Annotated in this window: 10 protein-coding genes; 4 read left to right on the top strand and 6 right to left on the bottom strand. The window is 29.8% G+C overall.

Annotation, left to right across the window (positions count from 1 at the left end; all coding sequences use genetic code 11):
- The first annotated feature begins 4 nt into the window (after positions 1-4).
- The 4 genes from GCL60_RS01455 (at position 5) to GCL60_RS01440 (ending at position 3,538) form a co-directional block, all read left to right on the top strand.
- Positions 5-316, top strand: a complete 312-nt coding sequence (locus tag GCL60_RS01455) for an STAS domain-containing protein (RefSeq protein ID WP_153418081.1) — start codon at positions 5-7, stop codon at positions 314-316.
- 2 nt (positions 317-318) lie between these two features.
- Positions 319-711 (top strand): ATP-binding protein, encoded by a 393-nt coding sequence (locus tag GCL60_RS01450; protein ID WP_153418080.1) that lies wholly within the window; start codon positions 319-321, stop codon positions 709-711.
- On the top strand, positions 708-2,612 hold the full coding sequence (locus tag GCL60_RS01445) for a SpoIIE family protein phosphatase (protein WP_153418079.1): 1,905 nt from the start codon (positions 708-710) through the stop codon (positions 2,610-2,612). The genes GCL60_RS01450 and GCL60_RS01445 overlap by 4 nt, the downstream gene beginning before the upstream one ends.
- 143 nt (positions 2,613-2,755) lie before the next feature.
- Positions 2,756-3,538 carry a substrate-binding periplasmic protein gene (locus tag GCL60_RS01440; protein ID WP_153418078.1) on the top strand — a complete coding sequence of 261 codons (783 nt, stop codon included), beginning with the start codon at positions 2,756-2,758 and terminating at the stop codon, positions 3,536-3,538.
- On the opposite strand, the gene rlmN is transcribed toward GCL60_RS01440, so the two are convergent.
- The 6 genes from rlmN to GCL60_RS01410 form a co-directional block, all read right to left on the bottom strand.
- Positions 3,531-4,652 (bottom strand): dual-specificity RNA methyltransferase RlmN, encoded by a 1,122-nt coding sequence (gene rlmN, locus GCL60_RS01435; RefSeq protein ID WP_153418077.1) that lies wholly within the window; start codon positions 4,650-4,652, stop codon positions 3,531-3,533. The two genes, GCL60_RS01440 and rlmN, sit on opposite strands and share 8 nt — an antisense overlap.
- Positions 4,653-4,659: 7 nt before the next feature.
- Positions 4,660-5,565 carry an alpha/beta fold hydrolase gene (locus GCL60_RS01430; RefSeq protein ID WP_161998032.1) on the bottom strand — a complete coding sequence of 302 codons (906 nt, stop codon included), beginning with the start codon at positions 5,563-5,565 and terminating at the stop codon, positions 4,660-4,662.
- 10 nt (positions 5,566-5,575) lie between these two features.
- Positions 5,576-6,517 (bottom strand): ribose-phosphate diphosphokinase, encoded by a 942-nt coding sequence (locus GCL60_RS01425; RefSeq protein WP_153418075.1) that lies wholly within the window; start codon positions 6,515-6,517, stop codon positions 5,576-5,578.
- A 210-nt stretch (positions 6,518-6,727) separates the two neighbouring features.
- Positions 6,728-7,720 (bottom strand): OmpA family protein, encoded by a 993-nt coding sequence (locus tag GCL60_RS01420; protein WP_153418074.1) that lies wholly within the window; start codon positions 7,718-7,720, stop codon positions 6,728-6,730.
- 273 nt (positions 7,721-7,993) lie between these two features.
- Complete coding sequence (locus GCL60_RS01415; RefSeq protein ID WP_153418073.1) at positions 7,994-9,493, bottom strand: carboxypeptidase M32; 1,500 nt, start codon at positions 9,491-9,493, stop codon at positions 7,994-7,996.
- Between the two features lie 13 nt (positions 9,494-9,506).
- Positions 9,507-11,996, bottom strand: coding sequence for an ATP-dependent Clp protease ATP-binding subunit (locus GCL60_RS01410; protein WP_153418072.1), 2,490 nt, complete (start codon positions 11,994-11,996; stop codon positions 9,507-9,509).
- Positions 11,997-12,044 lie beyond the last annotated feature (48 nt).

Genomic DNA, 12,044 nt, shown 5'->3' with positions numbered 1-12,044 from the left:
TATTATGCTTTATATTAATCATTCATTAAAAGAAAAAACATTAAATTTCGATTGCGATGGAAGTTTAGATATTGAAAGTTTTGAAAATTTTGATAAATATTTTACAGGAAATTACGATAAATCTTTTGAAACAATTATAATTAATTTAAAAAAAGTTAATTACATAAGTAGTGTTGGATTAAGAAGCTTATTAAGATGTGCTAAACAAGTCTATTCAGATAAAAATAAAATTTTTTTAAAAGTTGAAAACGAAATGGTTAAAAATATAATAACATTATCAGGTTTTTGTAAAATACTTCCATTTATTGAGGATTAATTATGATCTATAAAGTAAGTAAAACGAAATCAGATGTCATTCGATTTTTAAATTTCGTTGAGAATAGCTTAGAAATTGATGCCATAAAAAAAGGAAATTTAAAATTAGTGCTAGAAGAACTTTTAACAAATAGTATTAACCACACATCAAATAATTTAAAACCTTTAGAAATTGGAATTGATGTGCATAATGATTCCATTAATATAGAATACCATGAATATTCAGACTTTTTTAATATTTATGATTATTACAATGGATCAGATATTATGGAAGATAAAATTAATAGAATGGAAGAAGGTGGTTTAGGCATCTATTTAATATTTAATCTTATAAAAAATTACCAATTTTTTTATGATCAAAAACACTTAAAAAATATTATGAAGTTTAATATATGAGTCCTGATTTTAAAAAAATAAACCAAGATTTTGAAATTTATATTAAAAATATTTTAATTAAAAGCGCAATTGTTTCTGTAATTCTTGCGTTAATAGCATTTATTATTTTATTTTTAAGGCTGTTATCCTTTAATATAGAATTACAAAAAGAACATATTGAAAAAAACTCTCAAATTATAAATAATCAAATAGATTATATATCTAATCATATTGTAACATTAAAAAATTCATTTGTTTCATTTAAGAAATTCGACCATAAATATATATTTGACAAAAAGAAAAGTAGCAAAGACTCTTTAAACAGATACATTTATAATTCAAATGAAATTGGCACATTTATTTCTTTATATAAACCTGTAAATGTATTTTTAGATGAATTTTCAGCATTAGAGCATTTATCCGTTCAAATTAAAAATTTTCAAAAAATTGATTATATTTTATGGACTTATTATTATTCTAAAAATAAATTTGTATATGTACACCCTAAAATTAAAAACCCAATTACATATAAATTTTCTGAACTTTCATACGCTGGAGATATTCTTGAAAATACGGCAACAGTAAATAAACCTTACATTTCTCCAATATATCAAGATGCCATAACAAATAAAAAAGTTTTTTCTTTAACGATTCCTTTATTTCAAAACTCAAATTATCAAGGAACTTTTGCTATTGATATAGACTTAGAAAAACTTTTTCAAAGTGTCACCAATTTAAATAAAAACACAAAAAATGTAGATCTTTTTTTAGTAGATAGAAAAAATCAACATTATTCCCTAGAAGATGAAATTATAAATAGCAGTTGGTTTCATTTTAATGAACATTCCAATATTAAATCTGGTTTTAATTTTAAACAAATGAAAGTTTATAATTCACAAAAAATTGTTGATGGAACAGTTTTAGTAAGCAGTTTTTCTATTAAAAATATACTCTATAATTCATTATACGATCCTAATTTAATTTATTTTATTTTTGTTTTAGGAATTTTTTATCTTTTTATTTCTTTAACCTATTTTAGATATATTAAACCACAGCAAAGTATTTTAATTGGTGTATTAGAATACTTAGATTCAAATAAAGATACAAAAGAGAGCAAATTAAATAAAATCACCAAAGAAGTCTATAAAGCATTTAAATATCTTATTAGTGAATTTACTTTAAAAATAAAAATTGATAACGACATAAGACACAGTAAAGAAACAATTGAGTATTTTATTAAAAGCCACCACTCCGATGATTATTGTGGATATTTAATTAACCCTGCTTTTAATTTTAGCGGAGATTATGTTAAAATTTTTGATTTAGGACAATCTAAAAGAATTTATTTTATAGCCGATGTTTCTGGAAAAGGTGTCGGAGCTATGATATTAGTTAACCAAATAGATTTTTTCTTTAATTTTCATTTAAAAAAAATAATAGACTTAAAATCATTTGAATCTGTTCTTGAAGAGTTTAACTTGTATTTTGTTGAAAAAAATATGAATTGCAATTTTATTGCTTTTAAGGCCATTTATATTAATAAAAATGAAGAAAAACTAGCAATTATTAATGCAGGTTTTCCAAATATATATTATTGCAACCATCAAAATCAAATAAAAGAGTTAAATAATATCAACTCCTATACTCCATTAGGGATTATAGAAAATGAAAAGTATGAATTTAATGAAATTAAAATTTCGGACTCCATTCATTATATTTTTTCAACCACAGATGGTATTTTAGAACAGATGAATAAAAATGGTTTAATATATCAATCTAAATTTGTTACGGTATTAGATGAAAGCTTAAAATTTGAAAAAATTCCTGATATGATCAAATATATTTGGAATGACTTTTTTAGCTTTATTGATGCTTATGAAAATCAATATGATGATTTTACACTTTTAATCATAAAAGTATGACACTTGAGATTGACTGTCTTATTTTAATTTTACGCTTTAAGTTACTTCATTATATAATAACAACTGACAAATAAGCCACAGTAGAATTTAATCTTTTTTTATCTTATCATTACTCCATATTTATTTATAGGAGTAAATGAATTATGAATGTCAATAAAGTGAAATTTTATGCGCTCTTTTTTTTCTTATTTTTCTTCTATGAAAATTTACATGCCTCAGAAGAAGAGATCAAGTTTGAAACAGATATATGGTGCCCATATACCTGTGATGAAAAATTAGATGGAGCAAAAGGATTTGTTATTGATGCAGCTATAAAAATATTTGCAGAACATAATATTAAATTTACCTCTACAGTAGCACCTTGGGCTAGAGTAATGGTGAGAACAGAAAAGGGTGAAATTGATGCCATGGGAGCTGCTTATAAAGAAGGAAGAGAAGAAAAATATTTATTCCCAGAAGAAGATTTTGGCAAAAGTACAAATAGTTTTTTTCTACTTAAAAGTAACAAGTGGAAATATAAAACTCCAGAGTCTTTAAAAGATATTATTTTAGGTACAACAATTGGATATGTCTATGGAGGAGAGATTGATACCTTAAACAAATTTGCAAAAAAAATATCGCCAACTGGTGGCGACAATGGTTTTGAAAGAAATCTTGATAGAGTAAACAAAAAGGAAATTGATGCTGTCATAGAAGAAAGCATTGTTGGTGAATATACTTTAAAAAAATTAAAATTAAATGATAAAATAATTGAGGCAGGTACCATAGGAAAAAAAGCTGGAATCTATATAGGTTTTACAAAAGCAAAACCTACTTCAGCTCGTTATGTAAAAATTCTTTCAGATGGTTTAAAGAAAATGAAAAAAAGTGGGGAATATCAAAAAATCATAAAAAAATATGGATTAAATCCAGCTAAATTTAATTAATTTTTACTTTACTAGATAAATATTCACGCCTTCTTGCTAAAGCAACTGTTCTAGGAGGCAAATTGATTTCATCTTTTCTTTTTGCAGCAAGCTGTCCACATGCAGCACTTACATCTTGACCGCGGCTGTACCTTACAGGAGCAGGAATAGATCTATCTGTTAAATATTTTTGAAAAACACGCATTTGATCAAAATCTGTAGCGACCATATTAACAGCACCAGGATGTGGATTCATTGGAATTAAATTCACTTTTGCTTTCATACCATGTAAAAATTTTACTAATTTTTTTGCATGGAGAATGGAATCGTTAACTCCTTGGATCATCACATATTCAAAAGTAATTCCGTGACGTGTTTGCACTGGATATTCTAGTAATGCTTTTTTTAATTCATCTAAAGGATATTTTTTATTTACAGGCATCATTCCTGAGCGTTGCGGATCATCTGCAGTATGCAATGAAATTGCTAAGGCCACAGGAACATCGTTTCCTAAACGAAGGATTTCAGGAACTAACCCAGATGTAGAAACTGTCACCTTATGCTTAGATAAACCAAATAACTTAGGATCAATTAAAGCTTTGCAGGCATTAACAACATTTTCATAATTATCGAGAGGTTCACCCATTCCCATAAAAACAATATTTGTTACAGAACGATTCAATATATTTCGCTCAATAAGCCTTTTATTTGCAATAACAACTTGTGTTAAAATTTCACCCATTGTTAAATTTCTAGTTAAACCCATTTTTCCTGTTTGGCAAAAGGTACATGCCATTTTACAACCAACCTGACTACTTACACATAAAGTAACTCGGTTTTCAGATGGCATTAAAACACATTCCGCAAATAAACCATCTTGAAGTTTTAATAAGATTTTTTCACTGCCATCTTCAGAAGGTAACAATGTGTCAATTTTCGGCAAGGACCAATTAAATTCTGAATTTAATTTCTCTCTTAAAATTTTTGGAATATTTGAAAACTCTAAAGGATCAAAATTGTGGCGAATATACATCCAATCCATAATTTGTCTGCCTCGAAATGATTTATCACCATTTGCCACAAACCATTCCGACCAATCTTTTTCATTCATATGGATAGCGAGTAATTGAGACATAAAATCCTTATTTTAAAAAATTGCTAATATCAATTGCAAATTTTTCAGGTTCTTCAATTAAAATTAAATGACCAACTTCACTATAGATAGTCAATGAAGAATTTGGAATATTGTTACTTAAATAAGATGCATTTTCAACTGGAATAATTTGATCTTCATCACCAGAAATTATGAATGTTTTTGCTTTAATTTCGGATAAATGATTTGATCTATCAAATGATGCCGATGCGTAAAATTGAATTTCAGCATTCTTATTATCTTGTGCATCAGATTTAGACTTAACAAGAGTTTTACACATCATTTCAAACAATAATGAGGAGTTTTTTAAAAACCTTTTCCCAAAATAACGGGCCATATGTTTTTTTGTAGATTCCAAATTTTCATAATGATTTTTATATTCTAAAGCAAGGGGATCTTTAACCTCTACAGGCCATGTCCGCCCTTTTCCGCCAGCTGTCGTGCTTATTAAAAACAATTTATTTACTTTAGAGTGATAAGAAGCAAGAGTTTGAACAATCATACCTCCCATACTAATTCCAAGTAATGAAAAGGTATTTAACTGAAGTGCTTTACAAAACAAAGCAGAAAGAGCCTCAACATCTCGAGCCATGCGCGGTACTGTTAACGTCTCAGTCGAGGTTACAGTTGTTTGGCCACAAAAGCGATTATCTAGAGCTAGTGTAGCCGTTGTTGGTGAGAGCTTCTCTATTTTTTTACGGAAAGCTCTAAAGTCGAGGCGATTTCGCTGATAACCATTAACAAGTACTAGTAAATTTTCACAAGGTTGTATTGATGGGGAAAAATCGAAAGCGATCTTGGCCCCTTCAAATTCAAGATACTGCAAACCTTCTGTTAACTGAACTTTGGATTCAAATAAAGAAGAGGGCAAAGAAGAAAAATCAATATTTTCCACAATTTAACCCTTATATAAAGAGATTGCTAATGGAATCTGAATTGTGAATTCTACGAATTGCTTTTCCTAAAAGCTCGGAAACACTTAAAACTTCAATTTTAGAGCATTTTGAGGCTTCTTCTGTCAGAGGAATGGTGTCTGTAATAAATAATTTTTCAATACAGCTGTCATTTAAACGGTTAATTGCTGGCCCCGATAAAACGCCGTGTGTTGCTGCTGCATATACTTTTAAAGCACCATTTTCACGTAAAACAGCGGCGGCTGAAGTTAAAGAACCTGCTGTATCACAAATATCATCAAATAATATTGCGGTTTTATCTCTAACATCACCAATCAAATTCATAACTTGTGAATCACCAGGACGATCGCGGCGTTTATCTACAATAGCAAGACCACAGCCAAGCACTTTGGCAACAGCACGAGCTCTTTCCACACCACCCGCATCTGGAGAAACGATGATAGGATTATCAAGCTTCATTTTAGCAAAATGCTCTACAAATACGGGTTTGCTATAAAGATGATCAACTGGTAAGTTAAAGAACCCTTGAATGGCTCCTGTATGAAGCTCAATGGTTAAAATGCGGTTTACACCTGCACTGACAAGTAAGTCAGCAATTAATTTAGCGGTAATTGGTGTCCTTGGAGTACTTTTGCGCTCTTGACGGCTGTAACCATAATAAGGAATTACTGCCGTTATTCTTTGAGCACTTGCGCGTCTTAAAGCGTCTATCATGATAAGAAGTTCCATGATATTTTCATTCGCTGGCCTGCAAGTTGGCTGAATGATAAAAACATCGCGCCCACGGACGTTACTTTCAATTTCAATACGGGTTTCCCCATCAGAAAATCTTCCTATTAAAGCTGTTCCAATCGGAACATCAAGGTATTGGCAAATTTTATTTGCTAATTCACGATTGGCATTACCTGAAAATATGAGAAGTTCGCTTTCCATATGTTTAACCCATAAATAAGAGTAAAAAGAGCTCACAAGACCCTTTTTCTGTATCGGGAAAAGCCTATAAAAGCAACTTGAAATTCAATTCAATTTGAATACAATTTCTTTGCTTAAAAAAACCAACATTAAATGCCATATATTTAAACAGTTATAAATAGACAAAGGAGATTTATAATTCACTTTAAATTCAAGATAGTTAGAAAAAACTTATAAATAACAGCCTAATGTAAAATTGATATTCCAAGATTTGTAGAAGTTAGAAATTCCGTTATACGAAACACCATTATCATCTTGGTAATTGTTAAATTGAAGATAAGAAGTGGAATAGGATGCGCCAGGTCCAAAATAAAAATGTGATGCTTTAAATAAAATGTTTGCACTCGCGCCTAAACTGATATGATTTAGGATAGATGGTGATGCTGTTATGGCCGTTCCATCTGACTGAGTGATTGTTCTTGTAAAAGAATTATAAAATCCAAAATAAGCGAATGGGTTTATTACAAAATCTACCAAACTTGTTTTAAAAAAGTAAGCTAAATCAAGTCCTGTTTGAAATGAATTAAAATTAATATCCGAATTATTAATTGTTTTTGAATTATTATTAAAAGATAAGTTTTGGTACCTTACCCCTACGCCATAAAACCAATTATAATCATGCGAAAATGGAAACATAAATTTTAAAAAAACATTATAACCAGTATATTTAGTATCACTAATATTTGCTGCAGAATAACCAGCTCCGCTTAAAAATGAAAAATAATTTAATGAATCATATTGTTTATTTTTTTTAGCTAATAGATACTTCCCTAATTTAGAGTTTTTATCTACCATTTTAAGACGAACGATACCCATAGAACTATATTGTTTATCTTCTTCAGGCTCATAAATGGACACCGGTATTTTAGGGTAATTTTTGATTAAATATTTTTTAATTGACATAATTCGGTCATCAGATAATTTTTTATTTCTATTTCTTTTACCAAAAGAATCACTAGAAGCAAATACATCTATTGAAATAATTTCATTTTTTAAGAAATATTTACGAATACATTCATCTAATTTTTTTCCGTTAAAATTAATTTGATTAAATTCAAAATCAACATAACAATTAATTTGAATCTGTTTAGCCTGAGAATCTAAAGCATAAGATTTTGAAAGAAATAATATTGTGCAGAATAAAATAACAAATAATTTTGTCATAATAAATTCTGATTCCTATAAGATCTGAAATAAAAAAACAAAAATATATAAAAAAGCGCTACCCAACCCTTTTACAAATCGCAACCATTGGTTCCATCCATAGAACCTAAACCCATCCCTAGGCAAACAGCAGAATTTAAGCGCTGAAGTCCAAAATGAGGTTTCCTTTTCCCCCTTCCATAGGGGTCATTTGTAATTAAGCTGAGTAACGCTGAAAACTCTTTCGTCGTAATTGCAATTTTATAAACATGAAAGATAATAATAGAGTGTCAATTATTTGATAGGATATTTTTTCTTAAGGTAACTCATATAGGGATCAATTGTAAGATCTTTATTTGTTGCTCTTTTCAATACTTCAAGGCCGTTATATTTCTTGCCATGTTGGTATAAATTTTTTTCTAGCCATTTTTTTAAATTTTCAAAAGAGCCATTTTTAATTTCATTTGATAACAAAGGATTTCCCTTTTCTGCTGCTTCAAAAAATTGGGCGCTCATAATATTCCCTAAAGTGTATCCTTGAAATTCACCTCCAATAAGCCCACAAAACCAATGTACGTCTTGCAAACAACCCAATGAATCACTAGGAACATTCATCCCTAAGTCACTTAAGTAACGTGAATTCCAAGCTTCGGGTAAATCTTTTACTTTTAAGTTACCTTCTAACATTTGAAGCTCTAAATCAAAACGAATCATCACATGAATATTATAAGTGAGTTCATCGGCATCTGTTCGAATTAAGGAATTTGATACTTTATTTATTGCAGAATAAAATTCATGCAAAGAAACATCATTTAATTGATCAGGAAAAAACGTTTGTAATTTTGGATAAAAGTATTCCCAAAAAGCATAACTTCTACCCACTATATTTTCCCAAAGACGTGATTGACTTTCATGCACCCCAGATGATGTTCCACCAAAAAGAGGAGTACCATCTAAAGAAATATCATTTCCAAGTTCATAAAAAGCATGACCCGTTTCATGAATTGTACTAAAGAGACTTTCGGCTAAAAAATTCTCTTGGTATCGAGTTGTAATACGGACATCACCATGTGAAAAAGAGATCATAAATGGATGATGAGTTGTATCCATTCTTCCTCTATTAAAGTCATAACCTAAATCTTCAATTAATTTTTTATTAAATTGTTCTTGTAATGAAAGTGGATAATGTTTTTTTAAACAGGAATCATCTATTTGTGGATAATTTAATGTTTCTTTAACAAAAGGAATTAATTCTTTTTGAAGTTGATTAAATAATTCTTTAATTTTTGTAGTCGTAAATCCAGAATCATAATTATCTATAAGCGGATCTGCAATATGATTATATTCAAAACAATTTGCGTATTTTTTAGATAGCTCTAAATTTTTTTCTAAAAAAGGTTGTACTAATTTAAAGTTATTTTGTTCTTTTGCTTTAATCCATGCTTCATAGGAATTCGATTGATTTGTAATGATTTCTGAAATTAATTGCGAAGGAACTTTTACTGCTTTCATATAATTTTTTCTTACATGCCTTATGTAAGAAGATTCAAAAGAATCATAAGAACTATCTTTTTCAAACGTTTTTAATTTATCTAATAACATTCCAATTTCTGAATTTGTAAATTTTTCATGGGCTATTTTACCTAAAGTAGCAAGTTGCCTTCCACGCCCTGTTGAACCAAGAGAGGGCATAAAAGTATTTTGGTCCCAAGATAAAACAGATGACGCTGCATTTATATTTTCTACTTCAGAAATAAGATCTGTTAATTTAGAAAAATCTTTTAAAGATTCCATGATTTATTCCTGCTTATTCAATAGTTACTTTAATTTGTTGATTTGGCTCTTTTATCAATTCAACGTTTAATATTTTACCGTTAACAAGCCCTGTTTCTTTATTTTTTCCTTTTACAATAATCTCTTGGGCAATTCTATTTTCAACTTCCGCTTCTAAAAGTCTTCTTAAAGGACGAGCGCCATTTAATGGACTAAATCCTCTTGCTGCCAAAAACTCTTGTGCATCATTTGTAATTTTAAAATCGAGTCCTTGGTTTTTAACTTTTTTCGCTAATTTATCTAAATTTAATTGTAGAATTTTCTTGATATCATCAGGATTTAATTTTTCAAATACAATGATTTCATCAAGTCTATTTAAAAACTCTGGTTTAAACGCTTTTTTTAGTTCACCTGTGACCAGATCACTTACTTCGCTGTGAGTAAGATCTTTATCAAAACCACCAAGACCTACAGATCGTTTATTTGAACTAATATGTTCACTACCTAAATTACTTGTAAAAATAATAAGAGTATTTTCAAAACTTACTTTTTGTCCTTCTGCATCGGTTAATCTTCCGTCATCTAATATTTGTAAAAATAAATTAAAGACGTCAGGATGTGCCTTTTCTACTTCATCAAAAAGCAAAACACTGTAGGGTTGCCTTTTAACTTTTTCAGTTAATTGACCACCTTCTCCATACCCGACAAATCCTGGAGGAGAGCCAATTAATTTTGAAGTTTCATGACGCTCCATAAATTCAGTCATGTCAAAACGTAATAAACGGTGTTCATCATTTAAAACATATTCAGCTAGAGCTTTAGCAAGCTCTGTTTTGCCAACTCCTGTAGGCCCCAAAAAGAAAAAACTTCCAATAGGTGCTTTTCTCTCACGTAACCCAATTCGATTTCTTCTTAATGCATTCGCTACAGAGACGATAGCTTGCTTTTGTCCTATGAGTCTTTTAGATAATTCATCTTCAATATGAGCTAATTTTTCAAGATCTTCTGCTTGTAATCTTTGCGTTGGGATCCCAGTTACTTTAGAAACTAATTCAGCAATGTCATCAGAAGTAACAATACGCTCTTCTTGTTTCATTTCTGATTCCCATTGTTTTCTCCGTTCCGATATTTTATTTTCCAGATTTAATAATTCCATTTGCGCACTGGCAACCATTGCAAAATCTTGGCGATTAAAATAATCATTTCGTTCAATATCTTTTTTTGCTTTTTCTTGTTCTAGTTTTTGAATATCAGGGGGAATACTTACCACTTTAATTCTTTTTAAAGCACCAGCTTCATCAATTAAATCTATTGCCTTATCTGGAAGGCTTCTGCTAAATATATATTTGTTACTTAATTCAACTGCGGCATCTAGACTTTCAGGACTGTATTGAATTTGATGATGCTTTTCATATTTAACAGCAATCGATTTTAAAATTTCTTTTGCATTCGCAATGGAAGGTTCTTCAATACGAATCGGTTGAAAACGCCTCTCTAAAGCACGATCACTTTCTATATATTGTTTATATTCTTTAAATGTTGTTGCACCAACACATTGAAGTTGTCCAGTTGCAAGTGAGCTTTTTAAAATATTAGAAGCATCTAAAGAACCCGATGTTCTTCCTGCACCAACAACAGTGTGAATTTCATCGATAAATAAAATAACTTGTCCTTCTAAAGCAATAATTTCTTCTTTTACTGCTTTTAAACGTTCCTCAAACTCACCGTGCATTTTACTACCAGCAACAAGATCTGCCATTTCAAGACTCAATACACGTTTTCCGACAAGATGATCAGGAACTTCAAGATCAACAATACGTTGTGCAAGGCCTTCAATAATTACAGTTTTACCTACTCCTGGCTCTCCAATTAAGACCGGATTATTCTTTTTTCTTCTAGATAAAACTTGCACAACTCTTTCAATTTCAGAATCACGAGAAGTAACAGGATCCAACTCACCACGACGAGCCATTGCTGTTATATCTCTTGTGTATTGAGTTAACGCACTTTGTTTTGCTTCGTCATCCCGATTTGTTACCCTATGATTTCCTCTGACGTTTAATAATGCTTTTTTTGCTTCTTCATAATTTAATCCAGCTTTTACAAGAATATCTCTCGAACTTAATCTAGAATCAAAAAAAGCAAGAAATAAAGTACCAGTACTTATATAGGCATCACCAAAATTTTTTCTTTCGAAATCTGCTCTTTCCAATAAAAAAGCAACTTCAGGAGATCCATACATTCCTGTTGGATCGCGTGATTGAGAAAAATGTGTATCCTGTTTTTTTTGAAGTTGATTAATGCTATCATAAATTCCATTTATAATAGATGTTTTAACTAAAACTTCATCTAATTTACACTCATCCGCAATTTTTAAAGCGATCGAGTCTTTTTGTTCAATAATTGCAAATAATAAAAATTCAGGAATTAACATTTTAACTTGTGCATTAAGAGCTTCTGTTATACCTGATTGAAATATTTCATTAACTCGGTGGGTAGAATTTTTAAGGAACTGCTGTGCCATATCTAAATCTCCATTAAGTTCTGAAAGTCCAGAATACAATGGAACATT

The organism is Silvanigrella paludirubra (assembly GCF_009208775.1).
Classification (GTDB): Bacteria; Bdellovibrionota_B; Oligoflexia; order Silvanigrellales; family Silvanigrellaceae; genus Silvanigrella; species Silvanigrella paludirubra.
This window is presented reverse-complemented; position numbering and strand designations above follow the sequence as displayed.

What these genes read in the sequence shown, in the direction of transcription:
- GCL60_RS01455 (WP_153418081.1), top strand. Translation starts at nt 5, where the DNA reads ATGCTTTATATTAATCATTCATTAAAAGAAAAAACATTAAATTTCGAT.
- GCL60_RS01450 (WP_153418080.1), top strand. Translation starts at nt 319, where the DNA reads ATGATCTATAAAGTAAGTAAAACGAAATCAGATGTCATTCGATTTTTA.
- GCL60_RS01445 (WP_153418079.1), top strand. Translation starts at nt 708, where the DNA reads ATGAGTCCTGATTTTAAAAAAATAAACCAAGATTTTGAAATTTATATT.
- GCL60_RS01440 (WP_153418078.1), top strand. Translation starts at nt 2,756, where the DNA reads ATGAATGTCAATAAAGTGAAATTTTATGCGCTCTTTTTTTTCTTATTT.
- rlmN (WP_153418077.1), bottom strand. Translation starts at nt 4,652, where the DNA reads ATGTCTCAATTACTCGCTATCCATATGAATGAAAAAGATTGGTCGGAA.
- GCL60_RS01425 (WP_153418075.1), bottom strand. Translation starts at nt 6,517, where the DNA reads ATGGAAAGCGAACTTCTCATATTTTCAGGTAATGCCAATCGTGAATTA.
- GCL60_RS01420 (WP_153418074.1), bottom strand. Translation starts at nt 7,720, where the DNA reads ATGACAAAATTATTTGTTATTTTATTCTGCACAATATTATTTCTTTCA.
- GCL60_RS01415 (WP_153418073.1), bottom strand. Translation starts at nt 9,493, where the DNA reads ATGGAATCTTTAAAAGATTTTTCTAAATTAACAGATCTTATTTCTGAA.
- GCL60_RS01410 (WP_153418072.1), bottom strand. Translation starts at nt 11,996, where the DNA reads ATGGCACAGCAGTTCCTTAAAAATTCTACCCACCGAGTTAATGAAATA.